Raw genomic sequence first — 26011 nt, 5'->3', positions numbered from 1 at the left:
GCCATGAGGACCGGGCCGCAGCCGGGGCTGGGGCGGGACCGGGGCGCAGCCGCAGCCGCAGCCGCAGCCGCAGCTGAGGCGGAGCCGGCGCGCAGCCGGGGGCGGGGCCCCGGGGCGCCGGCCGTGGCTGCCGCGGGGGCGGGCGGGCACGGGAGGCGACGGGTAGGGGGCCGGGTGGGGGTCAGAGCCAGGTTTGGGTGTTGCGGGCGAGGGTGAAGAGGGCTTCCACGTCGGAGGGTTTGAGGGTGGCGGGGGCAGCGGCCAGGTCGGCGGCGGCTGTGGGTGGGCGCAGGACGCGGACGTCGCGCAGGGTCGGGGCGGTCTCGACGCGCGCGGCGTCGACCACCCCCAGCACGGGTGTGACCTCGACGGACAGGGCGCGCGCGGCGCGGGCCGCCGCGCGGCGGACCCAACCGGGGTCGGCACGGGGCTCCGTACGGCCGACCGTGACGAGCAGGTCGCCGGCCGCCACGCGCTGGCGGCGGCCCGGCACGGTACGGACGCAGAAGACCCCGGCGGGGCCGAGGAGCAGGTGGTCGACACGGCCGAGGCCGGGGAGCGGTACGCAGTGCAGCGTCCGCCAGCCGTCCGGCTCCAGGGCGTCGAGGGCGTCCCCCATCCGCTGCCGGGCGGCCAGTTCCTGGCGGAGGCGGTGGCGGGTCCTCGTCCCGGCCGCGCCGTGCACCAGCTCGCCCAGCAGGGTCTCGCCCGGCCGGTTCGGGGCCAGGTCGGCATCGGGCGGGAGGGCCAGGCGGCGCAGGTCGGCCGCTGTGGGGACCGGTGGCGGGCCGATGGAGACCGGTCCGCTCAGGTAGGGCCGCAGGACCTTGACGACCGCCTCCCGGTGGTCGTCCGCCAGGACGCTGATCCGGTTGGTCCGCCGGTCGTACCAGGCCACGGCCGTGCCGTCGGGCAGGTTGACGTACAGCCTTCCGCGGCCGGGACGGCCGCTCGGCAGCACTGTGAGTCCCCGCATCGCCCTCACCCCCGCCGTCCATGGGAGCAGCCGGGACGCCGTGCGGCAATCCCCTGGTCGTGTAACGACTCCGCGGGAACCCTGCGACGTCGCTGTTACACGAACGGGGTCCCAGTGCAACGGCCGGCCTCTACGTTGGTCACACCCCCCGGAGAAGCCAGAAGCCAGAGCCTGACCACCACCGAAGGATCCCTGTGAGCACCGTCAGCCGCCGCACTCTCGTTCGCGCCGCAGCCGTGGCCGCCTGCGCCGGGAGTCTGCTGGCGCTGCCCGCCGCCGCGGCTCTGGCCGAGGGTGTGCCGGCGGTCTCGGCCGCGCACTCCGCGGCCCCGCCGCGGACCCTGGTCAAGACCGTGGCCCTGGCGGACGGCGTCTCCACCGCGCGGGTCTACCGGATCGCGGGGAACGTCCACCAGGCCGACATCCTGGCCGCGGACGGCCGGAAGCTCGCCACCCTGACCAGTGGCGACGGAGCCGCCGGCGCGGGCTCCGCCGGCGCGTTGCACGCCGTCCTCTCCGCGGACGGGCAGCTGACGTCCTGGGTCGGCGGGATTCCGGCCCGGGGCGGCGGCCCCGGCGTCGTGGAGGGCGCGTACAAGACGGGCACGCGGTCGGGCGGGGCCGTCCCCGCCGCCGTCCCGAACCCGCCGGGTGGCGGCGGGGCCGTCGTGGGGACCCGACCCGCCGACGTCCCGCGCCTGAACACACTGGCCGACGGCCCGGGCGAGGGCGTCCTGCTGCTCGCCGCGGGCGGCGGCCTCGCCGCCGTCGGCGCGGCCGGGCTCGGCTTCGCGATGCTCCGCCGCGGGCGCACGGAAGGCTGACGCGTCCGGCACCGTCCGGGCGGCGGCACCGGCCTCACGGCGAACCCATGGGCAAAAAGGATGTACCTCCGCATAAGGTTGACGCGATCAGTTGTCGCGGCACGAAGTGGAGGATGTGGAGGATGCGGAGGATGCGGGAGTTCGTGAACACCTCGCCGACCTCCATCCCGCGCACGACCGCTCCGGTTCCGCCGACTCGGGTCGCGGCGGGCGCGCGCGTCCGGGCCGCCGTCGCGCTGCTGGCCCTGCCCGTCCTGGGCGTCCTGGCGGGCTGCGGCAACACCGGCGGGCTGGTGTCGGCCGGCTCCACGCCGACCGTGAGCGGCCCCGTACACCTGTGGCCCGACCGCGCGGGGGCCGCCGTACCGCCGCCCGATCCCGGGGGCGCGCCGCCCGAGTACGTGCAGGGGCTGCCGCCGGTACGGGACCAGGACGTGCACGGCGTCGACCCGGTGGCCCTCGTCCGGGCGGAGGTGCGCACGCACGCGGGCGCGGACGTGGGCGCGGACGGGATGCCGGCCGAGACCGCCGCCGCGATCGACGCCTGCGGGCGGGAGGGCGCGAAGGCCGGAAGCTGCCCGGTGCTGGCGCCGTACTACCGGGACCTCACCGGGAACGGCAAGGACGAGCTGATCGTCGGGATCGAGCTCCCGGAGAAGATGATGTCCGTACGCGTGTACACGGCCGACCCGGACGGACGTCTCAATCGGATCATGGCCACCACGGAGACGGTCATCGCGGTGGACCTGGCCGGGCGGGACGTGATGCTGCGCGTGCCCAGCGGGAACAACGGCTACGAGCTGATCACCGCGTGGTCCTGGGACGAGAAGCAGCGCACCATGCTGCCGACGCGGGAGCAGATCGTACGGGTCTCCGGGCAGCCGCGGAGTCCGGCGGGCGGACGGCCGAAGCCGGGCGGGGCCGACGCGGTTCCGGGCGGGGCGGGGCCGACGTCCGGCACGGGCGGGGCGCCGGGCTCGGCATCCGCCACCGGTGCCGCCTCCGGCACCGCCGCAGGCTCCGCCGCGGGCGCGGGCGCGCCGTGAGGCTGCGCTCGCCCGCGTGGACCGCGACGCTGACCTGGAAGTCGGCGTGCTTCATCGTCGTGATGAGCTGCTCGCTGGCGGCCGTACTGGGCGTGCTCGTCCATGTGGAGGTGACCCGGCAGACGGTGGCCACCGCGCGCGAGAAGGCCCTGGCCAAGCTGCACGACGCCTCACGCGCGTACGAGGCCGGCGAGGCCATGCCGCCGTACTCGGGGTTGGATCCGCCGGGGCTGCCGCCCGGGTTGCGGGCGCTCGCGGTCGGCGGGCAGCGCGGTACGGCGGTGGGCGACTACGAGGGCCAGCCGGCGATGTGGGCCGCCGCGCCGGCGGACGGGCGCGCGCTCGCCGCGATCGTCGACTACGGCCAGAGCACGCGGACGATCAGCGGGCTGGACAACGCGATCATCGGCTCCTCGGTCCTGGCGATCGGCGGCACGCTGCTGGTCGGCGCCTTCGCGGTGACGCGGGTGACGCGGCGGCTGCACCAGACGGCGACGGTGGCCCGGCGGATCACGCAGGGCGACCTCGACGCGCGGGTGGACGACCCCCGCACCAAGGACCCCGCCCGGCACCAGGACGAGGTGGCGACGGTCGCGGCGGCGCTGGACACGATGGCGGGAAGCCTGCAGGCGAAGCTGGAGAGCGAGCGGCGGTTCACGGCGGATGTGGCGCACGAGCTGCGGACCCCGCTGACCGGATTGCAGGCCGCGTCCGAGCTGCTGCCGGAGGGGCGGCCGACGGAGCTGGTGCGCGAGCGCGTGCGGACGATGCGGCAGCTGACGGAGGACCTGCTGGAGATCTCGCGGCTCGATTCGGGCAGCGAGGCGGTGGAGACGGACCTGCACCAGTTGGGGCGGTTGGCGCGGCGCGTGGTGCGGGCGTCCGGGACGGACACGGACGTGGTCGTCGTGCGGGACGCGCACGTGGAGACGGACCGGCGGCGGCTGGAGCGGGTGCTGGGGAATCTGGTGGCCAACGCGCACAAGCACGGGCGGGCGCCGGTGGTACTGACGGTGGACGGGCCGGTGGTGACCGTACGGGACCACGGCGACGGCTTCCCCGACTACCTGATGGCGCACGGGCCGCAGCGGTTCCGCAGCGGGGGCAAGGGGCACGGGCTGGGGCTCACGATCGCGGTGGGACAGGCGGAGGCGATCGGCGCGGAGCTGGCGTTCGAACGGGCGGAGGGCGGCGGGGCGTTGGCGGTACTGTCGCTCCCGGGAGGCTGACGGCATACGTCCCGCGCCGGTGCCCGTGCGGTGCCCGTGCCGGGTGCTCGGCGGGGCTGACCGCGCCGGGGGCTCGGGGCTCCCGCGCCCGTGCAACCCGGCGGGCGGGGACTCCGGTCGGTGCGCGGGGCGCCTGCCCGCCGGCCGGGCCCTGCCGACGGGAGCCGCGCCCACGCTGCCCGGCGGGCCGGGACTCCGGTCGGTGCGGGGCGCCCCGCCGCTCGCCGACGGGAACCGCGCCCGCGCAGTCCGGCGGCCGGGGACTGCGGTCGGTGCGGGGGGCGCCCCGCCGCTCGCCGACGGGAACCGCGCCCACGTGGGGCGAAGGCGGCCAGGGGCCCAGCGGGTGCGCGGGGCGCCTGCCGGCCGCGCCCTGCCGACGGGAACCGCGCCCGTGCAGCCCGGCGGGCGGGGACTGCGGTCGGTGCGCGGGGCGCCCCGCCGCTCGCCGACGGGAACCGCGCCCCCGTGGGGCGAAGGCGGCCAAGGGCCCACCGGGTGCGCGGACCGCCCGTCTCCCGCCGGGGCGGCCGGCCCCGCCGGACGGCGAGATGTCCCGGAGTGAGGTGGCGCGGGTCCCGCACGGTCCGGGAGGGGCGGAGGCCTACGAGGGCGGGGTGGGGCGGCGCCAGGGCCAGCGCGGCTTCGGCTTGGTGGCGGAGGGGCGGAACGCGTACTTCCAGCCCTTCTGGAGGCCCAGCCGCTTGCTGTACCCCGCCGGGACCCGTTCGTAGAGCAGCACCGTCGGGGGGCCCTCCGGTGTCGGGACCGGGATCTCGTACCACTTCGGGGGGTGTCCGGTCGGGCCGAGCAGGACCGCAAGGACCCGCCCGTCCATCGGGCCGCCTTCGAAGGGGGTCGGTTCGCTTCTCACGCCTCCAGTGTCACAGCAGGTGGGCCGCCTCGGAGACCACCGGGATCACCCGCCGGGCCAGGACGCCGACCGGTCCGTCCGGGGACTCCAGGGCGAGGGCCTGCCGCGCGGCGGTCGCCGTCTCGGGGTCGGTGGCCGCGGTGGCGGTCAGCAGGGCGATGAACTGGTCCACCAGCCAGTCCCGGAGGGAGTCGACCTCCGGCTGCTTGCCCTCGTCGATCCAGATGAGCGACGCCGCCTCGACCGCCGTGATCCAGGTGCGGACCATCATCCGCAGCCGGGGCCCGGGGGCGGGGACGGACAGGTGGACGAGGATCTGGTCGGCCGCGGCGCGGCGGATGCCGTCGACGGTCGCCGTCGTGCGGGAGGTCTCGACGACGCTGCCGCCCTGGAGGAGGGCGGCGAAACCGGCGTCGTGTTCGTCGACGAAGGCCAGGTACCGGTCCAGGGCCCGGGAGAGGCGCTGGGTCAGCGGGCCCTGCTGGGGTTCGGCGAAGCACAGCTCCAGGACGTCCGCCGCCGAGCGCAGGGCCGCCTCGTAGAGCTGCTGCTTGCCGCCGGGGAAGTAGCGGTAGACGAGGGGGCGCGAGACCCCGGCGGCCTCGGCGACGTCGTCGAGCGAGACCTCCTCCGGCGCCCGGTGCGCGAACAGCGAGAGGGCGGCGTCGAGGAGTTGGGCTCGCCGCTCCTCGACGCCCAGCCTGCGGTAGGCGCGTACGGTCATGTCTGCAGGGTAGCCGCACCGCGTGTGCCTCAGGCGAGGAGTCCGGAGCTCTGCCACAGCTTCCGGCCGACCCCGCGCAGGATGCCGATGTCGTCGAGGAAGTCGGTGAGCCGCTTCGATCCGGCCTGCATGACCTCCCGGCGGTGGCCGCTCGCGCGGACCTGGGCGACGGCTTCGCGCCGGTCGAGGCCGATGTTGTCGTAGACGGCGGGGTTCACGAAGGCCACCGAGAAGACGCGGGCGGCCTCGCCGCAGCTGATGCGGGTGAGTTCCTGTTCCCAGCGCGGGGCGGTGAGCATCTGCCGGCGCAGTTCCTCGCGGGCGTACCGGACGTGCCGGGCCTCCTCTATGACGTGGATCCGGGTGACGCCGCGGACCAGCGGCTGGATGCGCTCGTCCGGGAAGGTCAGGCGCTGCATCCAGTCGAGTATCTCCTCGCCGAGGAGGGTGCAGGCGAAGGAGCCCGGGGTCGTGGAGACGGTCTTGAGGATCCGCGCGAGGTTGTGGTTGAGGCGGGAGACCGGGTACTCGGGGGCGCCGCCCTTCTGGATCATCCGCGCGAACATCATCGAGTGCCGGCACTCGTCGGCGATCTCGGTGAGGGCGTAGCGGACGTGATTGCTGGTCAGCGACTTGTCGTAGATGTGGCGGACCAGGAGCTGCATCAGGATGATCTCGAACCAGATGCCGAGCGAGCCGAGGGCCGCCGCTTCGTGGCGGGAGAGGTCGATGCGCTGCTCCTCGCCCATCTTCTTCCACAGGGGGGTGTCGTAGAGGGAGAGCAGCTCGGGCGGCCAGTAGTACTTGCCCTCGATGACGGGGGCGTCCCAGTCGAGTTCCTTGTCGGGGTCGAAGGAGTGCTTGGCTGAGGATTCGAGCAGCCGCTCGGCGATCTGCTCGCGGTCCTTGAGCAGGCCGAGGGCGTCCCTCAGCTCGGCTCGATCGGTCACGGTCGTCATGGCTTCGGACACCTCGTCGTCGAGTTACCGGCGGTCACTCCTTATGAGACTGCTTGTCAGCAAGGTCGTCAATCCCTCGCGCACGACTTGTTGACCGCGCGTCTACCACCGTGTGACGCTGCCAACTGTCCAGTCCTGTACGGCAGTACGTAGCAAGGGGGCGTCAGTGTCGACGCACGAGCTCTACACCAGGCACCCGGGCGACGGCGTCTGGGACGTCCCCGCCTCCGGTGCGGCCCGCTTCAGCTGGGAGTACGACGGCGGCCGGGAGCGGCTCCTCGCGCTCTACCAGAAGGGCAAGGACAAGCAGTGGGACGGCGCCAAGCGCATCGCCTGGGACATCGAGGTGGACCCGTACGATCCGCTCGGCACCCCCGACGAGGTCCTGACGCTCTACGGCACGCGGCACTGGGCGAAACTCACCGAGAAGGACAAGGGGGAGCTGCGCCGGCACTACGCCGCCTGGAACTTCAGCCAGTTCCTGCACGGCGAGCAGGGCGCGATGGTGTGCGCGGCGCGCATCGTGGAGTCGGTGCCGGACCTGGACGCGAAGTTCTACTCCGCGACCCAGACCATGGACGAGGCCCGGCACGCCGAGGTCTTCGGGCGCTTCCTGCACGAGAAGGTCGGGATGCTCTACCCGATCAACGACAGCCTCCAGGGACTGCTGGGCGACACCCTGCGCGACTCCCGCTGGGACATGCCGTACCTGGGGATGCAGGTGCTCATCGAGGGCCTGGCGCTGGCCGCCTTCGGCATGATCCGCGACACGACGGACAAGCCGCTGCCGAAGCAGATCCTGGCGTACGTGATGCAGGACGAGGCCCGGCACGTGGCCTTCGGGCGGATGGCGCTGCGGGACTACTACAAGCAGCTGAGCGACGCCGAACTGCGCGAGCGCGAGGAGTTCGTGATCGAGGGCTGCTATCTGATGCGGGACCGGCTGCGCGGGGTCGAGGTGCTGGAGAACTTCGGCATCCCGAAGAAGGAGGCGGAGCAGTTCAGCGAGCAGTCGGAGTTCCTGCACCTCTTCCGGAAGCTGCTGTTCAGCCGGATCGTGCCGTGCGTGAAGGACATCGGGCTGTGGGGCGAGCGGCTCCAGCGGGCGTATCTGGACATGGGCGTCTTCGACATGGGCGACTCCAACCTGGATCTGCTGATGAGCCAGGACGAGGAGATCGCGGAGGCGTTGGACGCCGAGCGGTTCGCGGCCGAGGAGCGCGAGCGGGTGGCGGAGGTGGAGGCGGTGATCGCCTCAGGCCTGCGTCCGGAGCACTGAGCCCGCCCCCGGCCGCCGGGGCCGAGCAGGCGGGGCGGGGCGGGCGGGGCTGGGAAAACCGGCGGCTACGCGCCGGGCGGGAAGGACTCCCGGAGGGTGAACGCGTACGGGCTCGGGCCGCGGTCCCGCAGGTGGGTCAGCCGCTCCTCCGCGTCCGCCACCGTCGGCCGCTCCCCCGCCGGGACCCACCACAGGGTCGTCATCGCCTCCCTGACGTGCTCGAAGAACTCCCGGCGGCGCGACATCAGCTCACGGTGGCGCCCCTGGTACATGAAGGCCGTCAGCGCGTCCGCGTCGCGCCAGACCGACATGTTCACGATGATCCAGTCGTCCCCGAACATCGACACGTCGGTGGCGTTGTCCCCCTCCCCCACCAGCCGCCACACGAAGCCGTCCGCCGCCTCGGCGACGCCGTTCACATGGTCGAGTCCGTCCATGAAGTCTTTCAATTGCGGTGAGTTCAAGGGGTGCTTGAGGCGGGATATGTTCACCTGTGCGAGTTCGAAGGTCATGCCGTACGGCTACCACCCCGCCCGCCGCTCCCGCTCGGCGTTTCACGGACCGGACGCCGGAGCGAGCGCGGCCTCCATCACCGCCCGCGCGATCGGGGCGGCGGCGCTGTTGCCGCTGATGTCCCCCCGGTCCGCCGCCGCGTCCTCGACCACGACCGCGACCGCGACCGCCGCAAGCGGCGCCCCCTCGGCCCTGGCCCAGGAGATGAACCAGGCGTACGGGGTGCCCGCGTTGCCGACCCCGTGCTGCGCGGTGCCCGTCTTGCCGCCGACCACCGCGCCCTCGATGGCCGCGTTACGGCCGGTCCCCTCCCGCACCACCTTCACCATCAGCTCCTGGAGCCGCAGCGCGGTGGCCGGGCTCATGGCCCGGCCGAGGGTCTGGCGACCGCCTCCGCGGACCGGGTCCCCGTCGTCCTGCGTCGTCCGGTCGACCAGGTAGGGCGCCTTGAGCTCGCCGCCGCCCGCGACCGCGGCCGCCACCATCGCCATCTGCAGCGGGGTCGCCTTCGTGTTGAACTGCCCGATCGAGGACAGCGCGAGCTGGTCCCGGCTCATGTCGGTGTCGAAGTTCGACCGGGACACCCACGACGGCACCCGCAGCCGCCCGTCGTTGAACCCGAAGCGCTCGGCCGCCTCCACCATCGCCCGCAGCCCCACCCGTACGCCGATCTTCGCCATCACGGTGTTGCACGACCACTGCACCGCCTCCGCCATCGACGCGTCCCGGCAGCCCGTGCCGGCGTTCGGCAGCAGGGTCCTGGTACCGGGGAGCGGGTACGGGTCGGGGGTCTCGGTCGGCGCGTCGACGTCGGTGACCACACCCGAGTCGAGCGCGGCCGCCGCCGTCACGATCTTGAAGGTGGAGCCCGGCGGGTACGTCTCGCGCAGTGCCCGGTTGAGCATCGGCTTGGCCGGGTCCGCGTTGAGCCGCGTCCACGCCTGCCGGACGCCGGCGCCGGTACCGGAGAGCACGGCGGGATCGTAGGAGGGGCTGCTGACCAGGGCCAGGATCTTCCCGGTGGCCGGCTCCACGGCGGCCACCGCCCCGCGCTTGCCCGCGAGCCCCGCGTACGCGGCCCGCTGCATGCCCGCGCGGACGGTGGTGGCCGCGTTCCCGCCGGCCGGCCGGCCCCGCGACAGCTCGTACCAGAGGGGGAAGGCGGAGAGCCCGGGGTCCGTGCCGGACAGCACGGCGTCCTCCGCCCGTTCCACGAAGCTGGTCCCGTACGTCTGCGAGGAGAAGCCGGTGACGGGGGCGTAGAGCGGGCCGTCGCGGTACGTCCGCTCGTAGCGCAGCAGTTGTCCGCTGTCGCGGGAGCCGGTCACCGGGCGGTCGTCGACCAGGATGTCCCCGCGCGGTTCGGCGTACCGCTCGATGGCGGGCCGCTTGTTGGCGGGGTTGGCCCCGTACGCCGCCGCCTCCCAGACCTGCACGCGGGCGATGTTGACCAGCAGCGCGACGAGCAGCAGGGCGCAGAAGTACGCGCACCAGCGGATGTAGCGGATCACGCGGCGGCCTCCTCTGCGGGGCGGGGTCTGCGGGCGCTGTCGCTGAGCCGCACCAGCAGCGCCACGATGATCCAGTTGGTGACGACGGAGGAGCCGCCCTGGGCGAGGAAGGGCATGGCCATCCCGGTGAGCGGGATCAGCCCGGTGACGCCGCCGGCGATGACGAACACCTGGAGCGCGACGATCGAGGCGAGGCCGGTGGCGAGCAGGCGGCCGAAGGGGTCGCGCAGCGCCAGTGCGGCCCGGAAGCCCCGGGCCACGAGGAGTCCGTAGAGCAGCAGGATCGCGGTCAGGCCGACGAGGCCGAGCTCCTCCCCCGCGGTGGCGAGGATGAAGTCCGACTTGGCGGCGAAGCCGATGAGGAAGGACTGGCCGTTGCCGAGCCCGGCGCCGAGCAGGCCGCCCGCGCCGAAGGCGAAGAGGGACTGGGCGAGCTGGCCGGGGCCCTCACCGCGCTCGATCGAGGCGAAAGGATTCAGCCAGTCCTCCACCCGGCTGTGCACGTGCGGCTCGAAGGTCCCCACGGCGTACGCGCCGAGGGCGGCGAGGACCAGGCCGATGGCGATCCACCCGATCCGGCCCGTGGCCGTGAACAGCATGATGACGAACAGCCCGAAGAAGAGGAGCGAGGTGCCGAGGTCCCGCTCCAGGATCAGCAGTCCGACGCTGAGCAGCCAGATGGTCAGGATCGGGCCGAGGACCCGGCCGGGCAGGAGGCGCAGCTTCCAGAAGAGCCGGCGGCCGGTCAGGGCGAGGGCGGTGCGGTTGGCGGCGAGGTAGGAGGCGAAGAAGACGGCGAGCAGGATCTTTGCGAACTCGCCCGGCTGGAACGACAGCCCGGCGAACCGGATCCAGATGTGCGCGCCGTTGACGGCCGGGAAGAAGACCGGCACCAGCATGAGCGCGAGCGCCGAGGCCACGGAGAGGTACGCGTACCTCTGGAGCACCCGGTGGTCGCGGAGCAGCACGACGGCGAGGACGAACAGGGCCGCCCCGAGAGCGGACCACAGGAGCTGGTCCCCGGCGGTGGGATGCTCCGGGGTGGTCGCGTCCAGGCGTTGGACGAGGACGAGGCCGAGGCCGTTGAGCAGGACGGCGATCGGGAGCAGCAGCGGGTCGGCGTACGCGGCCCGGAACCGGACGGCGAGGTGCGCGACCAGGGCGAAGGCGGCGAGGCCGCCCGCGTACCGGGCGGTCGGGGGCAGGTGACCGGTGGTCGCGAGGCCGACGTACAGGTACCCCAGCACGGCGATCAGGACGGCGCCGGCGAGGAGGGTCAGCTCGACGCCGCGACCCGTGCGGGTGGCGGGGCCGGGGGGTGGCGGCGCGGGCTCCGCCGCCTTCGCCGTCAGAGCGGTCATACGGGAAACGTAGCAAGCAGACGGATGCTATGTCCGCTTATGTCATAGTGTGCCGAAGAGTCGTCAGAATCGGTCAGGTGTGAGGAGCCCAGACGCATGGGACCTGTGGAGTTCATCGTCCTCGCCTTCCCCGAGGAGCAGCTGCGCGTACCGGCGGTCGAGGCCGTGATGGGCCTGCGGAAGACCGGTGTCGTCCGGCTGATCGACGGACTCGTGGCCACGCACACGGCGTCGGGTGAGGTCCTCGCGGCGGAGTTCGACGAGTTCGTGGAGCTGCACGGCCTCCTCACCGGCCGGGACGTCGCCCGGCTGATCGGACCGGAGGACGTGCAGGAGGCCGCGGCGCTGCTGGAGCGCGGGAGCTGCGCGCTGCTGCTGGTCGTGGAGCACGTGTGGGCCGAGGACGCGGCGATCGCCGTCCGCGCGGCGGGCGGCCGGATCGTGGGCTCGGTCCGCATCCCGGTGGAACGCGTGCCGGCGGAACCCCGGGCGGGGGTCGCCTGATGTTCGTCCGCCCGCTGCACGCGACGGTGACCCCCGCGGACCGCCCTGCGGGCCGCCCCCTCCTGCGGGGGCTGCTGACCCGCGCCGCCGGACCCCCGCCCCCCGGCCTCCTCACCCGCGCCGTCCGGGCCGCCGAGCCGCCCTCCCGACCCGAACCCCCGTCCGCCGGGGCGGAACCCGGAGCGGACGACGCCCCCGAGCCCCCGCAGCCGACGGCCGTACCCGGTGCGGAGCCGGGGCCGGGGCCGCCGTCCCCCGCCACTGGGCCGGGGCTGGCGGCCGACCTCGCGCAACTGGCCGCCCTGGCCCGTGAGGGGCTGCTCACCCCGGACGAGTTCACCGCGGCGAAGGCCCGCCTGCTCCACCCGTGACGCCCGGGTTCCCCGCCACCGGCCGGCGCTGAACGGCGCTGAGCCCCCGTGACCGGCGCTGAGCCCCGGTGACCGGCTTTGACCGGCGCACCGGCGGGGACGCGTAGCTCCGGCTCCGCATGCCGCGTGCGTCCCGGCCCCGGCCCCGGCGCGGCGCGGCCCCCAAACGGATGACCGCCCGCGACCGGCCGACACCGTTGGGGGATTTGTCATACCGGGCGTGGCAGCATCGGCCGCCTCGGAGGTGATCCCATGTCACATCGGCCGCTGTCCCGCGCCCGCGCCGCCCGCACCACTCGCGCCGCCTGCATCGCCGCGGCTCTCCTCACCCTCGCCCCGGCCCCGGCCGCCCGCGCCGAACCCCCGCTCCCCGCCGGGCGCGGTGAGTCCGTCGGCGCGCTCCTCACCCGCCTCCAGGGGCTCTACCAGAAGGCGGAGGAGGCCACCGAGGCCTACAACGCCACCGAGGCCGCTCTTGGATCCCGGACCGCCGACGAGCGCCGGCTCAGCGTCGAGCTCGCCACGGCCCGTACCGCCCTCGCTTCCGAGCGGGCCCTGGCGGGGCGACTCGCGCGCGAGCAGTACCAGCAGGGCGCCCGCGGCATCTCCCCGTACACCCGGATGCTGCTCGCCGGTGACCCCCGGGCCGCACTGGACCAGCGCCGCCTCGCCGCCCGCGAGGGCGCCCGCCGGGCAGCCGTACTGCACCGCCTCGCGCGCGGTGAGAAGGCGGCCGACGCCCTCGCGGCCCGGGCCCGCAGAGCCCTGGACTCCCAGCAGTCCCTGGCCGAGCAGCGCAGGGCCCGGAAGGAGGAGGTCGCCCGGCAGCTCAAGGAGGTCGAGCGGACGCTGGCCGCCCTCACCCCCGAGCAGCTGGCGCAGCTCGGCGCGCGGGAGGCCGCGAACACCGCCGAGGCGCAGCGGCGGCTGGTGGACTCCGGCCGGCTGCCCTCCCGTACCGGTACGCCCACGGCCGCCGGCGGCGCGGCACTCACCTACGCGACCGCCCAGATCGGCAAACCGTACGTCTGGGGCGCCGAGGGGCCGGGGTCCTTCGACTGCTCCGGGCTCACCTCGCAGGCCTGGGCGCACGCCGGCCGGGCCATCCCGCGGACCAGCCAGGAGCAGTGGGCCCAGCTCCCGAAGGTGCCGCTGGACCGGCTGCGGCCGGGCGACCTGGTGGTCTACTTCCCGAAGGCCACCCACGTCGGCCTGTACGTCGGCGACGGCAAGGTGATCCAGGCGCCGCGGCCGGGCGCGAGGGTCAAGGTGTCGCCGATCGCGGCGAACCCGCTGCTGGGCGCCGTCCGACCGGACCCGCACGGGTCCCCGCTGGCGGAGTTCACCCCGCCGCCGCTGCCCGAGGCACCGGCGACGGGGGACGACAGCGGCTACTCCGCCGAAGAGGCCCCGGACCCGGCGGAGGGCGCGGAGGCGGACCCGGCGGCGGACCCGTCGGCGGACCCGTCCGGACCGGTGCCCGGCGCCGCCTCGGCCGCCCCGGCCACCTGGGCCAGGTAGTCCGCCGCGTCCTGCGGGTCGTAGAAGTACGCGTCGAAGTCGCCCGGGTTGTCGAAGCCGTTGGCGAACCGGTCCGCCACCGGCTGGAGCTGCCCAGCCGCCCCGATCAGGTTCAGGACGTGCTCCGGCGGGACGCCCAGCATCGCGTTCGTCCACTGGGTCACGGCCTTGCCCGTGGTGAACCAGTACTTCTCGAACGTCGCCTTCATCCAGGCCTCGTCGAACGGCTTGTCCCCGTGCATCAGGATCGAGGAGAGGTACGAGGCCGCGCACTTGGCGGCGGAGTTCGAACCCTGCCCCGTGATCGGGTCGTTCGCGACGACCACGTCCGCGACGCCGAGGACCAGGCCGCCGCCCGGGAGCCGGCCGACCGGGTTGCGGACCACCGGCGCGTACCGGCCCGCCAGGGTGGCGCCCGCGTCCGTCAGGTCCACCTTCGTGGCCCGGGCGTACTCCCAGGGCGTGAACCGCTCCATCAGCTCCAGGGTGAGCGCCAGGTGCTCCCCCGGATCCTTCACTCCGTTGAAGGCGTCGACCGGGCCTCCGGGCACGCCCTCCCAGAAGAGGATGTCCGCCCGGCCCGAGGTGGTGAGCGTCGGCATCACGAACAGCTCGCCCACACCCGGTACGAGGTTGCAGCGGACGGCCTCGGTGTCCGGGTGCTCGGGGCGCGGTCCCAGCCCGTGCACGTAGGAGACGGCCAGCGCGCGCTGCGGGGCGTCGTACGGGGAGCGCGCCGCGTCCCGCCCGAACATCGAGACCAGCTCGCCCTTGCCCGCGGCGACGAGCACCAGGTCGTAGGTACGGGAGAAGTAGTCGAGGTCGGCGACGGAGGCGCCGTGGACGACCAGCTGCCCGCCGCGCTGCACGAAGGCGTCGAGCCAGCCGGCCATCTTCACGCGCTGGTCGACGGACTGCGCGTACCCCTTGAGGCGGCCGAGCCAGTCGATCGGACGGGAGCCGTCCGGGGCGGCGACGGAGACGCCCAGCCCCTCGATCCTCGGGGCCTGCCGGTCCCAGAAGTCGATCCCGAGGTCGCGCTCGTGCTGGAGCGCCGTGTCGAACATGCACTGGGTGGACATGACCCGCCCGGTGCGGATCTCGTCCGCCGTCCGGTTGGACATGAGGGTGACCTCGTACGCCTTCGACTGGAGGCCGAGGGCGAGCTGGAGGCCGGACTGACCGGCTCCGACGACGAGTATCTTGCGCATCTCAGTTCTCGATTCGGGGGCTGGTACGACGGTGGACCGGGACGGGGCCGGGGGACGGGGCCGGGGGCCGGGCTATTCGGGGGTGGCGTCGAGGGCGTGGCCCACGAGGGTCAGCAGGGACTCGACCACGGTGGCGCGCCGGCGCGCGTCCATGATCACGACAGGTACGTGGGGCGGCACCGTCAGCGCCTCGCGCACGTCCTCGGGCTCGTACGCGCGCGAGCCGTCGAAGTGGTTGACGGCGACGGTGTACGGGAGGCCGCAGCTCTCGAAGTAGTCGAGGGCGGGGAAGCAGTCCCGCAGCCGGCGGGTGTCGGCCAGCACGATGCCGCCGATGGCGCCGCGCACCAGGTCGTCCCACATGAACCAGAACCGCTCCTGGCCCGGGGTCCCGTACACGTAGAGGACGAGGTCGTCGTCGAGGGTGACGCGCCCGAAGTCCATGGCGACGGTGGTCGTGCGCTTGTCCGGCGTGCCGGACAGGTCGTCGGTCCCGACGGCTGCCTGGGTCATCACCGCCTCGGTACGCAGCGGGGTGATCTCGGACAGGGAGGTCACGAAGGTGGTCTTGCCCACGCCGAAGCCACCCGCGACCAGCACCTTGACGGCGACGGGGGCGCGGGAGCGGTCGTACTGCCAGGGCTGCGCGGGCTCGGCGCCGGCGGGACCGGACGCGGCCGCCTCGGACGCGGCTCGGGAAGCGGCGGCGTCCGACGCGGCGGCCCCGGACGCGGCAGCTTCGGAGACGACGGATTCAGAGACGGCGGATTCAGAGACGGCGGAGCCCACTGAGCACCCTTTCCAGCAGCGCGCGTTCGGGGCGGCCGACGCCGTGCCCCGTCCCGTAGACACGGATCCGACCCTGGTCGGCAAGGTCGCTGACCAGCACGCGGACCACACCGAGCGGCAGTTTCAGCAGCGCCGCGATCTCGGCGACCGTGCGCATGCGGCGGCACACCTCGACGATGGCGCGCATCTCCGGCATGCGGTCGGGCTTGTGGGGCTCCGGCTTCGGCGCGGTGTCCAGGGCGGCGACGAACGTCTCGACCAGCAGGACTTGCGTGAAGCGGGTGCGGCCGCCCGTGAGCGAGTACGGGCGGACGCGGGCGGTGCGGCGATCGGCTCCGCGTATCGGCAGCCGGTCGGAGGCCGTACTCCTCACGGGGTCTTCTCCATCGACTGGCGCAGCTCACTGCGGACTTCGGGGGTCAGGACGTGGCCGGCGCGGCCGACGAACAGGGCCATGTGGTAGGCGACGACGCTCATGTCGCAGTCCGGGGTGGCGTGCACGCCCAGCAGCGATCCGTCGCTGATCGCCATGACGAAGACGGAGCCGTGCTCCATCGCCACCATGGTCTGCTTGACCGATCCGCACTCCATCAGGGCGGCGGCGCCGGTGGTGAGGCTGCCGAGGCCGGAGACGATGGTGGCCAGATCGGCCGAGGCGCCGCGCGGGCCCTTGGCCGGCCCGGCCGGCCGGCCCGTCTCCGCCGCGCCCGTAGCGGGATCGGAGGAGAGCAGCAGCAGGCCGTCGGAGGACACGACGGCGACGGAGTTGACGCCGGGTACCTCCTCGACCAGGTCGGTCAGCAGCCATTGCAGGTTGCGGGCCTGGGTGCTCAGTCCGTACGTACTGGGCGCGGTCATCTGCGTGCCTCCTGTGCGGTGTCCCCCTGGTCGGTCGGCCCCTGTCCCCGGGCCTGAACACGGTCCTGGACGTCGTCCTGCGGGTGCTGCGGCGCGTCGTCGCGCGCGAGCTCGGCCGCGACGACGCGGCGCCCGTCCTGGGCCCCCTGGTAGAAGCCGCCGAGGCGGCGTCTCAGCTCGTCGGCGTCGACCCGGCGCGGCGGCCCGGCCGGTACGGGCTCCTCGGCCCGGCCGGTGCTGACGGTGCGCGGGGTCCGCTTCGGCAGGCCCTTGTCGGTGACGGCCTCGGCGGCGTCCGCCTCGTGCGCGGGGTGGCTGCCCTGGCGGGGCACCCAGTTGTCCTCGGCGGGCGCGTGGCTGTGCGGGTGCGCCTCCGGGTCGGGTGCGGGCGGCCGCTCCTCGCCGGTCGGGGCCGGGACGGTGAACACCTGTTCGGCGGGCGGCAGCTGGGCACCGGCTCCGGCCTCGAAGGCGTCCGCGGCATCCGGCACCACCCTGGCCAGGAGCTCCTCGGCGGCGGCCGGCTCGGGCGCGGGCACCGTGGACACCTGGTCCGGCGGCGGCGCCCACGACTCGGCCGCGGCGGGATCGGCCTCCGCAACCGGGGCCCGGTCGGCTTCCCCGGTCCCGGTCCCGAGCCCGGTCTCGATCCCGAGCCCAATCCCGAGCCCGGTCCCGGTGCCGGTCGGCTCCACCGGTTCCGTGACGTCCACCGGCGCGGCGGCTTCGACGGGCGCCGTGGCGTCGGCCGGCTCGGTGACGTCCCCCGACTCCGTGGCGTCCCTCGACTCCGTGGCGTCGGCCGGCTCCGCCGCGCCTGCGGCCTCGGCGCCGCGGGCCCGCGTCGGCAGCGTGTTCTCGTTCGCCTCCGCGATCACGCCCGGCAGGCGCAGCGCCGTCGCGCCCGGTGCGGCGAAGCCGTGGACGGGGGAGGTCGGCGGGGTGTCCGGCAGCAGCGCCGCCGGGACGACCACCAGGGCCTCGGTGCCGCCGTGCCGGGCCGCGCGCAGCTCGGCTGTGACCCCGTGGCGGGCCGCGAGTCGCCCGGCCACGTACAGGCCGAGGCCCAGGCCGTGCTCCGCCTCGGGCTCCTCGTCGTAGGCGTCGGGCGAGGACAGCCGGGAGTTCAGCGATTCCAGCCGGTCCTCGGTGACCCCGATGCCCCGGTCCACGACGGACAGCACCGCGTCGCCGGAGTCCAGCAGCCATCCCGACACCTTCACCGTGGCGTCCGGCGGCGAGAACGTCGTCGCGTTCTCCAGCAGTTCGGCGAGGACGTGCGAGATGTCGTCGGCCGCGTGCCCCGCGACCTGGGTGTACGAGGGCAGTGCCGCGAGGTCGACGCGCTCGTAGCGCTCGATCTCACTGACGGCGGCCCGCATGACGTCGACCAGCGGGACGGGCGGGCCCTGCCCCTGGCCGTGCTCCTGGCCGGCCAGGACCAGCAGGTTCTCGTTGTGGCGGCGCATCACGGTCGCCAGGTGGTCCAGTTTGAAGAGGGTCGCGAGCCGGTCCGGGTCCTGCTCCTTGGACTCCATCTCCTCGATGACCGCGAGCTGGCGCTCGACGAGGCCCAGGGTCCGCAGGGACAGTGATACGGAGGTCGTCGACATGTTGCGCCGGTGCTCCTCCAGCCCCGCCCGCAGCTTCGCCAGCTCCTCCTCCAGCACCTCGCGGCCGGCGGTCAGCGCCTCGCTGCGGCCGATGATCCGGCGCCGGTCGGCGTCGAGCCCGGCGATACGGGTGTGCAGGGAGACGGTCTGGTCCCGTACCGCGTTCAGATGGCGGACGACCTCGGCGAACTCGTCGTTGCGGCCGGTGAACCGGACCGGTTCCACGGAGCCCTCCGGGGTCGCCAGCCGCTCCGCGCCCCGGCGCAGGACCGACAGCGGGCGGGTCAGCGAGCGGGCCACGGCGGTCGATACGCCGACGGCGACCAGGAACAGCACGCCGAGCAGTCCGACCAGGACCTCCAGCCGTGTCACGTCGTCGTCGCGCAGCGCGGCGAGCGAGGAGGCCCGCTGGCCGGCGAGGGTGGACTCCACGGAGCGGATGCGGTCCACGCGGGCGGTGAGCGCGGAGCCGAGGGCCGCCGCGTCGGTCCGGCGGTCGGCCGGGGTGAGGGTGGGCCGGTCGGTGAGCCGCTTGAGGAAGTCCTCGGCGGCCTTGACCTCGGGGCCGGTGACGGTGGCGGCCAGGGTCTGGCGCACGTCCGGCCGCGCGACCCGTCCGAAGTCGTCGAGGGCGGCCTGCTCCCGTACGCGCGAGCGCTGGGCCGCGGTGGTGAGCTCGTCGACCACGGCCGAGTTGGGGAGCTGCTCGCCGCGGGGGACGGCCAACGCGGCGAGCAGCAGTCCACGGGTGGCCGAGGCCTGTTCCACGGCCTGGCCCAGCGGGGCCAGGGGGCGGGTGGTGGTGAGGGCGGCCCCGGCGCGCGGCGGGGTCAGCTCGGCGAGCCGGTCGCCCGGGGCGAGGAGTTCGGCGATGACCCCGGCGTAGGCCTGGTGGGCGGCGAGGGCGCTGCCCTTGCCGTCGACGGCCTCGGTACGGACGGCCTGGACCCGGCCCAGGGCGCGGGCGAGCTCCTCGTCCGCCTCGGCACGCACCTCGGCGAGCTGCCGGTCGGTGCGCGCGGTGCGCTCCTGGACGGGCCCGCGGGCGGCGCCGGGCCGGCCCTTGGCCGCGTACTCGACGACGGCGTCGCGCTCGTCGCCGAGGAGGTGCGCCAGGGTGAGGGTCTGCCCGGTCTGCTCCGCGAGGTTGACCAGGCGCTGGGAGTCGTTCAGTTCCGTCGTGGCGGATACGACGGCGGGGGCACCGGCCGCGAGGACGGTGAGTCCTGCGACGGCAACACCCACGACCAGCCTGCTGCGCACGCGGACGCGCCGCCCTGCGGGGGCCGGGCCGTCGGTGGCGGTGCCGTTCTTCCGAGACCGCTTCTTCTGCACCGGTACTCGCAATCCTGTACGTGGGCTCTGGCTCGTCTACTCGTGTGGCCGAGGTAACGGCCGGTCAACAAGTAAACGCTCCCTGCCCCCTCGTACCGCCTCAGACCTTGGCAGTGTGATGGGGAGAGAGCCTCAGATCGCCCACCCCGCCACCTGAACGAGTGAACATCACGGATGAGTTGGCGACCAACTCGGACACCCTGTGCCAGAAGGCCGTCCGTGGACGGGTGGTTGAAAGATCGATGGGGGCTTTGGCAGGATGCCCGCCCACATGCGCCGCGGGCCCGTCCCGCTCCCGGCTGACGGCGGTCCGGCGCGGCCGGGCGCCGGCCCCCGCGGTACGTACCTGATCGCGCGCCCTTGCCCCCTGCCGGGCAGGATGTCCGTATGCGCATCGACCTCGCCTCGGCCCCCGGCGACCCGGAACGCCCCAACGAGGACTGGCTGTCGGCCGCGATCCCCGCTTCGGGCGGCGGTGTCCTGGTCGCCCTGGACGGGGTCACCCCGCCGCGCGGTGAGGACGGCTGCGTGCACGGGGTGCCGTGGTTCACGGCGAGACTCGGCGGCCGATTGACCGAACTGTCCGGATCGCGACGGGACATGCCGCTGGACCGAATCCTGGCCGAAGCGGTCCGCGGCACGGCCGAGGCACACCGTGACACCTGTGACCTTTCTCACATCCGTACGCCGCAGGCGACGGTGGTCGTCGTCCGCTGGGACGCGTCGTACGTGGAGCACCTGGTGCTGTCGGACTCCGTACTGCTCCTCCAGGCGGCCGGGGGCGAGGTGACGGCGGTCCTCGACGACCGGCTGGAGCGGGTACCCCGGGAGGTGCTGCGCTCGGTGGCGGCGACGGACGCGCTGCGCAACGCGGAGGGCGGCTTCTTCACGGCGGCGGCGGACCCCGCGGTGGCGGCCCGGGCGGTGACGGGGCGCACGCCGAGGGAGGGGATGCGGGCGGTGGCGGTGCTCACGGACGGCGCGAGCAGGTGGACGGACACGTTCGGTGAGGGCGACTGGGGGGCGTGCGTGGCGGTGCTGCGGAAGGAGGGCGCGGAGGGCCTGATCGGCCGGGTCCGCGCCATCGAGTCCGACCCGGCCCGGCCGCCGGCCCGGCACAAGCGGCACGACGACGCGTCGGCGGCGTACGCGGAGCTGTAGCCGCGGGGGCGAGGTTCGCAGCCGGGGGCGGGGTTCGCAGCCGGGGGCGGGGTTCGCAGCCGGGGGGCGTCCGCGGTCGGCTACTCCGCGCCCGCGTTCAGCTGGTTGAGCAGTCGGGCCAGTTCCGCCACTTCGCCCCGGTCCCAGTCGGCGAGCTTGCGCATGTACTGCTCGCGCCGGGCCCCCCGTACCCGCAGGAACCGGTCGCGGCCCTCCTCGGTGAGGCCGACCAGGAAGGCCCGGCCGTCGGCGGGGTCCGGCTCGCGGGCGACCAGGCCGAGGATCTCCAGGGCCCGCAGCTGCCGGCTCATGGTGGCCTTCCCGACCCCGAAGTACGCGGCGAGCTCGGTGGCCCGCTGCCGGCCGGCGGCCTCCAGGCGTACGAGCAGCCCGTACGCGGCGGGTTCCAGCTCGGGGTGGAGGGCGCGGGCCATCTCTCCCGAGGAGGCGCGGGCGCGCCGGAGGAAGACGGACAGTTCCCGCTCCAGGGCAAGGAACTCCTGGTCTTCACTCCCGTGCACGTCCCGCTCCTTCGATGGTGGATGGCACCCGGAGGGCGCCTGACGGCAGCCCGCGGGTGGACGCCCAGTATTTCGCAGGGGGCGCGGCGGGGCCCCGGGGCCCCGCCGGAGCGGGGACCGGGGCCATACGTCCGGCGGTGCGGGTGCCCTCGCCGGGCGGCAGGGCGGCCGCCGCCCAGGGGGTCGGGCGGCGGCCGGGACCTGGGCCTCCGCGGGGGTCGGGCCGAGGCCGGGGCCCGGGCCTCCGCGGGGTCGGGCCGAGGCCGGGACCCGGGTTTCCGCGGGGGTCAGGCGGCGGCCGGGATGCGGGCCTCCGCGGGGGTCAGGGCGAGTTCCAGGACCTGGCGGACGTCCGTCACCGGGTGGACCTCCAGGCCGGCCAGGACCTCCGCCGGGACATCGTCCAGATCGGCCTCGTTCCGCTTCGGGATGATCACCGTGGTCAGTCCGGCCCGGTGCGCGGCCAGCAGCTTCTGCTTGACCCCGCCGATCGGCAGCACCCGTCCCGTCAGCGAGACCTCACCGGTCATCGCCACGTCCGTGCGCACCTGCCGCCCCGACAGCAGCGAGGCCAGCGCCGTCGTCATCGTGATGCCCGCGCTCGGCCCGTCCTTGGGGACCGCGCCCGCCGGGAAGTGGATGTGCACGCCCCGGTCCTTGAGGTCGGCGACGGGCAGCTCCAGCTCCGCTCCGTGGGACCGCAGGAAACTGAGCGCGATCCGCGCCGACTCCTTCATGACGTCGCCGAGCTGGCCGGTGAGGGTCAGGCCGGCCGCGCCCGTCTCCGGGTCGGCCAGCGAGGCCTCCACGAACAGCACGTCGCCGCCCGCCCCGGTCACCGCGAGGCCGGTGGCCACCCCGGGGACGGCCGTGCGCCGCTCCGCCGGGTCCTGGGCGGACTCCGGTACGTGGCGGGGGCGCCCGATCAGCCCGCGCAGCTCGTCGGCGCCGATCCGCAGCGGCAGTTCCCGCTCCCCCAGCTCGTGCTGGGAGGCCACCTTGCGCAGCAGCCGGGCGAGCGACCGCTCCAGGGTGCGCACGCCCGCCTCGCGGGTGTACTCCCCGGCGATCTTCCTCAGCGCTTCCTCCTCCAGGACCACCTCGTCGGCGGCCAGTCCGGCCCGGTCCAGCTGCCGGGGCAGCAGGTGGTCGCGGGCGATGACGACCTTCTCGTCCTCGGTGTACCCGTCGAGACGGACGATCTCCATCCGGTCGGCCAGGGCCTCCGGGATGGACTCCAGGACGTTGGCGGTGGCCAGGAACACCACGTCGCTGAGGTCCAGTTCCACTTCGAGGTAGTGGTCGCGGAAGGTGTGGTTCTGCGCGGGGTCCAGGACTTCGAGGAGGGCGGCGGCCGGGTCTCCGCGGAAGTCGGAGCCGACCTTGTCGATCTCGTCGAGGAGCACGACCGGGTTCATCGACCCGGCTTCCTTGATGGCCCGGACGATCCGGCCCGGCAGCGCGCCGACGTAGGTCCGGCGGTGGCCGCGCACCTCGGCCTCGTCCCGCACACCGCCCAGGGCGACCCGGACGAACGTGCGGCCCATGGAGTGGGCCACGGACTCGCCCAGCGAGGTCTTGCCGACGCCGGGCGGCCCGACCAGCGCGAGCACGGCCCCGCCGCGCCGCCCGCCGATGACGCCCATGCCGCGCTCGCCGCGCCGCTTGCGGACGGCGAGGTACTCGGTGATGCGGTCCTTCACATCGTCCAGCCCGGCGTGCTCGGCGTCGAGGACGGCCCGCGCGCCGCGGATGTCGTACCGGTCCTCGGTCCGCTCGTTCCAGGGCAGTTCCAGCACGGTGTCCAGCCAGGTGCGGATCCAGGAGCCCTCCGGGCTCTGGTCGCTGGACCGCTCCAGCTTGTCGACCTCCTTGAGGGCGGCCTCCCGTACCTTCTCGGGGAGGTCGGCGGCCTCGACGCGGGCCCGGTAGTCGTCGGACTCCTCGCCCTCCTTCTCGCCGCCCAGCTCGCGCAGTTCCTTGCGCACCGCCTCCAGCTGCCTGCGGAGCAGGAACTCCCGCTGCTGCTTGTCGACGCCCTCCTGGACGTCCTTCGCGATGGACTCGGCGACGTCCTGCTCGGCGAGGTGGTCGCTCAGCGCCTTGACGGCGAGCTTGAGGCGGGCGACCGGGTCGGCGGTCTCCAGCAGTTCGACCTTCTGTCCGACCGTCAAGAAGGGGGAGTAGCCGGAGTTGTCGGCGAGCGCCGACACCCCTTCTATCTGCTGGACCCGGTCGACGACCTGCCAGGCCCCGCGCTTCCTGAGCCAGCTGGTGGCGAGCGCCTTGTACTCCTTGACGAGCTCGGCCACCGCTCCGGGCAGCGGCTCCGGCAGGGTCTCCTCGACGGTCTCGCCCTCGACCCAGAGCGCCGCTCCGGGGCCGGTGGTCCCGGCGCCGATACGGACCCGCTCGCGGCCGCGGATGAGGGCCCCCGGGTCCCCGTCGGAGAGCCGCCCGACCTGCTCGACGGTCCCCAGCACACCGGTCGCCGCGTACGTCCCGTCGAGCCGGGGCACCAGCAGCACCCGGGGCTTCCCGCTGCCCGCCGCGGCCTGCGCCGCCTCGACGGCGGCGCGCACCTCGGCGTCGGACAGGTCCAGCGGAACGACCATCCCGGGCAGCACGACCTCGTCGTCGAGCGGCAGCACGGGCAGGGTGAGCGATACGGACGTCGAAGCCATGATCTTCCCTCCGGCAGTGAAGTTGAGCTATGCCGACTCAATGCACACGTGCCGCCCGATGTTCCCCCACCCCCGTTCGCCGGCGGCGAACACCGGCCCGACGCCCCCGGCCGGCTCCGGTTCGAATGGCGCGCGGGGGCTCGCCCACGCTGGTTACGCTCCTGCTGACCGGAGAAAGGGAGGGCCATGGCGCTGCATCGAAGGGGATCGCGTCGCCTCGTCGTCAGCGGCGTGCCCTACCGCTGGCGAATCCGGCGCAAGCCCACGTACAGCCAGGCCCTGTGCTGGTCCCCCTGCACCTTCGCGGTCGAACGCGCCGACTGCTCCGGCTCCGTGCTCGTGGTGACCACCGGGCAGTTTCATGCGAACAACTGGTTCGAGCGGCCCTCCCAGCCGGTCCTGCCCTCCGATGTCGCCCGCGCCATCCAGCTCGCCCTCACCGCGGCATGGCAGCCGACCACCCCCGGCCCACCCTTCCAACTCGATCTGTCCGAGGCTCTCGACCCCTCGGGGTGAGCGGCCGGGCCGCCTCCACGCGGCGCGTTGGCTCGGCGTCAGGCCGCGGTGCGGGTGCCGGCGTGGAGGCCGCGGTGCGGGTGCCGGCGTGACCGAGCGAACCGGCGGTCGACCGCACCCGGCCTCCCTTGCCCGTCCGTTAACGAGAGAGGAGCGGCCGTCCTGCCGCTCGCCTGTGTCGGCGGTCCGGGCCGTCAGGTGGCTGTGGTTACCGGGCGGGTGGGGGAAGGGTGGCCCCATTCGCTCCAGGAACCGTCGTAGACGGCGGTCCGGCCGCCGAGACCGGCGAGTTCGGCTCCGAGGGCGAGCACGCAGGCTGTTACTCCGGAGCCGCAGCTGAAGTAGAGCCGTTCCCGCTGCCCCGTCAGCGCCCGGAACGTGTCGCGGAGTTCGTCGGCCGGGCGCATCAGGCCGTCGGGCCCGAGGAGTTCCCCGAAGGGGAGGTTGAGGGCCCCCGGCATGTGGCCGCCGCGCAGGCCCGGGCGGGGTTCGGGCTCGGTGCCGTCGAATCGTCCCCGGGTCCGGGCGTCCAGGACGGCCGCGGCGGGGTCGGCCAGGGCGGCGGTGACGTCGGCGGCGTCGACGAGCAGCCCCGGGCGGGGGCGGGCGGTGAATGAGCCGCGGGGCCCGTCGTAGGCGGGGGCGGCGGGCTCGACGGGCAGCCCGGCGGCGGTCCAGGCGGGCAGCCCGCCGTCGAGGACGGCGGCCCGGTCGAAGCCCATGGCGCGCAGCATCCACCAGGCGCGGGGGCCGGAGTAGACGCCGGCGCCGTCGTAGACGACGACGGTGCTGGTGGCGTCGACGCCGAGGGCGCGCATCGCCTCGGTGAACGCGGCAGGGCCCGGCATGGTGTGCGGGGCGGGCGCGTCGTGGTCGGACAGGGCGCCGTCGAGGTCGAAGGGGCGGGCGCCGGGGATGCGGTGGTCGGCGCCGCGGTGGGCGCCGACGGAGGCGTCGAGGACGACGAGCCCGGACGAACGGAGCCGCCCGGCCAGCCAGTCCACGCCGACCAGCGGCCCGGGCAGCTCGGGCCCGCCCCGCAGCCCGGCGGCGGCGTCCCGGGCCCCCACCGCCGCCTCCGGTGGTACGGCGTTCGGGCGTCCCGGTACGGGCGGTACGGGCGGTACAGGCGGTACGGGCGGTACGGGCGGTACGGGCTCCTGGGACGCGGGGGTTCGGGGCGTGGGCACGGGGCACCTCCGGAGGTTGCGGCCGACCGCGCCACCCGGGGCCGCCGGGCGGACGGCCCGCCGACTGCACGACACGGAGGGCCCCCATTCTCGTCCGCCCCCGCCCACTGGAACCACCACCCCGCCCCGCACTCGGGGCGGGGCCCCGAACGCGGCGGCCACAGCCCCGGTGCGGGACCGAGGCCCCGGCCCGGGACATGGGCCGCTCCCGCTGCGGGCGCCGGCCACGGGCGGGTGCCCGCCGGGCCTCGGGCCCCCCGGCCCCGGCAGGAGTCGCCCCGACTGCGGGCGCCGGCCACGGGCGGGTGCCCGCCGGGCCTCGGGCCCCCCGGCCCGGGCAGGAGCCGCCCCCGACTGCCGGGCGCCGGCCACGGCAGGGTGCCCTGCGAGCCCCGGGACCCGGGCCGGCGCAGGGGCCGGCCCCGCGGGCCGCCGGCGCAC

23 protein-coding genes and 1 pseudogene are annotated in these 26011 nt (G+C 74.6%); 9 read left to right on the top strand and 15 right to left on the bottom strand.

Annotated features, from left to right (window positions below; translation table 11 throughout):
* Nucleotides 1-181: 181 nt before the first annotated feature.
* The gene (locus tag ACFWUQ_RS04435; protein ID WP_384532615.1) at nt 182-976 is read right to left on the bottom strand and encodes a nuclease-related domain-containing protein; all 795 of its coding nucleotides are present in this window, start codon (nt 974-976) and stop codon (nt 182-184) included.
* A gap of 194 nt (nt 977-1170) precedes the next feature.
* Here ACFWUQ_RS04435 and ACFWUQ_RS04430 point away from each other — a divergent pair, with 194 nt between their 5' ends.
* The 3 genes from ACFWUQ_RS04430 to ACFWUQ_RS04420 all read left to right on the top strand — a co-directional run bounded on the left by ACFWUQ_RS04430 (nt 1171) and on the right by ACFWUQ_RS04420 (nt 4075).
* Complete coding sequence (locus ACFWUQ_RS04430) at nt 1171-1800, top strand: hypothetical protein (protein ID WP_384532612.1); 630 nt, start codon at nt 1171-1173, stop codon at nt 1798-1800.
* A gap of 131 nt (nt 1801-1931) precedes the next feature.
* Complete coding sequence (locus ACFWUQ_RS04425) at nt 1932-2846, top strand: hypothetical protein (protein ID WP_384532609.1); 915 nt, start codon at nt 1932-1934, stop codon at nt 2844-2846.
* Entirely contained in the window at nt 2843-4075 is a 1233-nt protein-coding gene (locus tag ACFWUQ_RS04420; protein WP_384532606.1) for a histidine kinase dimerization/phospho-acceptor domain-containing protein, read from the top strand. The genes ACFWUQ_RS04425 and ACFWUQ_RS04420 overlap by 4 nt, the downstream gene beginning before the upstream one ends.
* Nucleotides 4076-4679: 604 nt before the next feature.
* On the opposite strand, the gene ACFWUQ_RS04415 is transcribed toward ACFWUQ_RS04420, so the two are convergent.
* The 3 genes from ACFWUQ_RS04415 to ACFWUQ_RS04405 are packed head-to-tail and all read right to left on the bottom strand — an operon-like array spanning nt 4680 to nt 6632.
* Nucleotides 4680-4949: a hypothetical protein gene (locus ACFWUQ_RS04415; protein WP_384532604.1), complete on the bottom strand. Its 270-nt coding sequence runs from the start codon at nt 4947-4949 to the stop codon at nt 4680-4682.
* Nucleotides 4950-4959: 10 nt separating this feature from the next.
* Entirely contained in the window at nt 4960-5673 is a 714-nt protein-coding gene (locus ACFWUQ_RS04410) for a TetR/AcrR family transcriptional regulator (RefSeq protein WP_384532601.1), read from the bottom strand.
* Nucleotides 5674-5702: 29 nt separating this feature from the next.
* Nucleotides 5703-6632 (bottom strand): diiron oxygenase, encoded by a 930-nt coding sequence (locus tag ACFWUQ_RS04405; RefSeq protein ID WP_384532599.1) that lies wholly within the window; start codon nt 6630-6632, stop codon nt 5703-5705.
* A gap of 166 nt (nt 6633-6798) precedes the next feature.
* Here ACFWUQ_RS04405 and ACFWUQ_RS04400 point away from each other — a divergent pair, with 166 nt between their 5' ends.
* Nucleotides 6799-7911: a ferritin-like domain-containing protein gene (locus tag ACFWUQ_RS04400; protein WP_384532596.1), complete on the top strand. Its 1113-nt coding sequence runs from the start codon at nt 6799-6801 to the stop codon at nt 7909-7911.
* 65 nt (nt 7912-7976) lie between these two features.
* Here ACFWUQ_RS04400 and ACFWUQ_RS04395 read toward each other — a convergent pair whose 3' ends face one another.
* From ACFWUQ_RS04395 to ACFWUQ_RS04385, 3 genes are read right to left on the bottom strand one after another with little or no spacing between them, the layout of a single operon-like run.
* Nucleotides 7977-8423 (bottom strand): DUF3291 domain-containing protein, encoded by a 447-nt coding sequence (locus tag ACFWUQ_RS04395; protein ID WP_384532593.1) that lies wholly within the window; start codon nt 8421-8423, stop codon nt 7977-7979.
* A gap of 42 nt (nt 8424-8465) precedes the next feature.
* A complete protein-coding gene (locus ACFWUQ_RS04390) occupies nt 8466-9935 on the bottom strand; it encodes a penicillin-binding transpeptidase domain-containing protein (protein WP_384532590.1) in 1470 nt (489 codons plus the stop codon).
* On the bottom strand, nt 9932-11296 hold the full coding sequence (locus ACFWUQ_RS04385; protein ID WP_384532588.1) for an FtsW/RodA/SpoVE family cell cycle protein: 1365 nt from the start codon (nt 11294-11296) through the stop codon (nt 9932-9934). The genes ACFWUQ_RS04390 and ACFWUQ_RS04385 overlap by 4 nt, the downstream gene beginning before the upstream one ends.
* Nucleotides 11297-11392: 96 nt before the next feature.
* Here ACFWUQ_RS04385 and ACFWUQ_RS04380 point away from each other — a divergent pair, with 96 nt between their 5' ends.
* From ACFWUQ_RS04380 to ACFWUQ_RS04370, 3 genes and pseudogenes are all read left to right on the top strand, one after another.
* Complete coding sequence (locus tag ACFWUQ_RS04380; RefSeq protein WP_384532585.1) at nt 11393-11800, top strand: DUF6325 family protein; 408 nt, start codon at nt 11393-11395, stop codon at nt 11798-11800.
* Nucleotides 11800-12171 (top strand): hypothetical protein, encoded by a 372-nt coding sequence (locus ACFWUQ_RS04375; RefSeq protein WP_384532582.1) that lies wholly within the window; start codon nt 11800-11802, stop codon nt 12169-12171. The genes ACFWUQ_RS04380 and ACFWUQ_RS04375 overlap by 1 nt, the downstream gene beginning before the upstream one ends.
* A 252-nt stretch (nt 12172-12423) precedes the next feature.
* A pseudogene (locus ACFWUQ_RS04370) lies at nt 12424-13395 on the top strand (C40 family peptidase); the annotation flags it as partial.
* A 167-nt stretch (nt 13396-13562) separates the two neighbouring features.
* Here ACFWUQ_RS04370 and ACFWUQ_RS04365 read toward each other — a convergent pair.
* The 5 genes from ACFWUQ_RS04365 to ACFWUQ_RS04345 all read right to left on the bottom strand — a co-directional run bounded on the left by ACFWUQ_RS04365 (nt 13563) and on the right by ACFWUQ_RS04345 (nt 19498).
* Complete coding sequence (locus ACFWUQ_RS04365) at nt 13563-14903, bottom strand: styrene monooxygenase/indole monooxygenase family protein (RefSeq protein WP_384532579.1); 1341 nt, start codon at nt 14901-14903, stop codon at nt 13563-13565.
* A 72-nt stretch (nt 14904-14975) separates the two neighbouring features.
* Nucleotides 14976-15692 (bottom strand): ATP/GTP-binding protein, encoded by a 717-nt coding sequence (locus ACFWUQ_RS04360; RefSeq protein ID WP_384532576.1) that lies wholly within the window; start codon nt 15690-15692, stop codon nt 14976-14978.
* Complete coding sequence (locus ACFWUQ_RS04355; protein WP_384532573.1) at nt 15673-16065, bottom strand: DUF742 domain-containing protein; 393 nt, start codon at nt 16063-16065, stop codon at nt 15673-15675. The genes ACFWUQ_RS04360 and ACFWUQ_RS04355 overlap by 20 nt, the downstream gene beginning before the upstream one ends.
* Nucleotides 16062-16550: a roadblock/LC7 domain-containing protein gene (locus ACFWUQ_RS04350; protein ID WP_384532570.1), complete on the bottom strand. Its 489-nt coding sequence runs from the start codon at nt 16548-16550 to the stop codon at nt 16062-16064. The genes ACFWUQ_RS04355 and ACFWUQ_RS04350 overlap by 4 nt, the downstream gene beginning before the upstream one ends.
* Nucleotides 16547-19498, bottom strand: coding sequence for a nitrate- and nitrite sensing domain-containing protein (locus ACFWUQ_RS04345; RefSeq protein ID WP_384532568.1), 2952 nt, complete (start codon nt 19496-19498; stop codon nt 16547-16549). The genes ACFWUQ_RS04350 and ACFWUQ_RS04345 overlap by 4 nt, the downstream gene beginning before the upstream one ends.
* 387 nt (nt 19499-19885) lie before the next feature.
* Here ACFWUQ_RS04345 and ACFWUQ_RS04340 point away from each other — a divergent pair, with 387 nt between their 5' ends.
* Nucleotides 19886-20659: a protein phosphatase 2C domain-containing protein gene (locus ACFWUQ_RS04340; RefSeq protein WP_384532565.1), complete on the top strand. Its 774-nt coding sequence runs from the start codon at nt 19886-19888 to the stop codon at nt 20657-20659.
* Between the two features lie 80 nt (nt 20660-20739).
* Here the strand turns inward: ACFWUQ_RS04340 and ACFWUQ_RS04335 are convergent, their stop codons facing one another.
* Entirely contained in the window at nt 20740-21180 is a 441-nt protein-coding gene (locus ACFWUQ_RS04335) for a MarR family winged helix-turn-helix transcriptional regulator (RefSeq protein ID WP_384532562.1), read from the bottom strand.
* 287 nt (nt 21181-21467) lie between these two features.
* Nucleotides 21468-23864, bottom strand: a complete 2397-nt coding sequence (lon, locus tag ACFWUQ_RS04330) for an endopeptidase La (RefSeq protein ID WP_384532559.1) — start codon at nt 23862-23864, stop codon at nt 21468-21470.
* Between the two features lie 186 nt (nt 23865-24050).
* On the opposite strand from lon, the gene ACFWUQ_RS04325 reads away from it, so the two are divergent.
* On the top strand, nt 24051-24380 hold the full coding sequence (locus tag ACFWUQ_RS04325) for a hypothetical protein (protein WP_384532556.1): 330 nt from the start codon (nt 24051-24053) through the stop codon (nt 24378-24380).
* 194 nt (nt 24381-24574) lie between these two features.
* Here the strand turns inward: ACFWUQ_RS04325 and ACFWUQ_RS04320 are convergent, their stop codons facing one another.
* Nucleotides 24575-25405, bottom strand: coding sequence for a sulfurtransferase (locus ACFWUQ_RS04320; RefSeq protein ID WP_384532792.1), 831 nt, complete (start codon nt 25403-25405; stop codon nt 24575-24577).
* Nucleotides 25406-26011 lie beyond the last annotated feature (606 nt).

The organism is Streptomyces sp. NPDC058662, from assembly GCF_042716255.1.
GTDB lineage: Bacteria > Actinomycetota > Actinomycetes > Streptomycetales > Streptomycetaceae > Streptomyces.
Note: the sequence above shows the minus strand (reverse complement) of the source record. Positions and strands in the feature narration are given on the sequence as shown.

Coding starts and splice junctions, on each gene's coding strand:
- ACFWUQ_RS04405 (WP_384532599.1), bottom strand. CDS start 6,632: ATGACGACCGTGACCGATCGAGCCGAGCTGAGGGACGCCCTCGGCCTG.
- ACFWUQ_RS04385 (WP_384532588.1), bottom strand. CDS start 11,296: ATGACCGCTCTGACGGCGAAGGCGGCGGAGCCCGCGCCGCCACCCCCC.
- ACFWUQ_RS04395 (WP_384532593.1), bottom strand. CDS start 8,423: ATGACCTTCGAACTCGCACAGGTGAACATATCCCGCCTCAAGCACCCC.
- lon (WP_384532559.1), bottom strand. CDS start 23,864: ATGGCTTCGACGTCCGTATCGCTCACCCTGCCCGTGCTGCCGCTCGAC.
- ACFWUQ_RS04365 (WP_384532579.1), bottom strand. CDS start 14,903: ATGCGCAAGATACTCGTCGTCGGAGCCGGTCAGTCCGGCCTCCAGCTC.
- ACFWUQ_RS04350 (WP_384532570.1), bottom strand. CDS start 16,550: ATGACCGCGCCCAGTACGTACGGACTGAGCACCCAGGCCCGCAACCTG.
- ACFWUQ_RS04410 (WP_384532601.1), bottom strand. CDS start 5,673: ATGACCGTACGCGCCTACCGCAGGCTGGGCGTCGAGGAGCGGCGAGCC.
- ACFWUQ_RS04375 (WP_384532582.1), top strand. CDS start 11,800: ATGTTCGTCCGCCCGCTGCACGCGACGGTGACCCCCGCGGACCGCCCT.
- ACFWUQ_RS04340 (WP_384532565.1), top strand. CDS start 19,886: ATGCGCATCGACCTCGCCTCGGCCCCCGGCGACCCGGAACGCCCCAAC.
- ACFWUQ_RS04380 (WP_384532585.1), top strand. CDS start 11,393: ATGGGACCTGTGGAGTTCATCGTCCTCGCCTTCCCCGAGGAGCAGCTG.
- ACFWUQ_RS04425 (WP_384532609.1), top strand. CDS start 1,932: ATGCGGGAGTTCGTGAACACCTCGCCGACCTCCATCCCGCGCACGACC.
- ACFWUQ_RS04325 (WP_384532556.1), top strand. CDS start 24,051: ATGGCGCTGCATCGAAGGGGATCGCGTCGCCTCGTCGTCAGCGGCGTG.
- ACFWUQ_RS04435 (WP_384532615.1), bottom strand. CDS start 976: ATGCGGGGACTCACAGTGCTGCCGAGCGGCCGTCCCGGCCGCGGAAGG.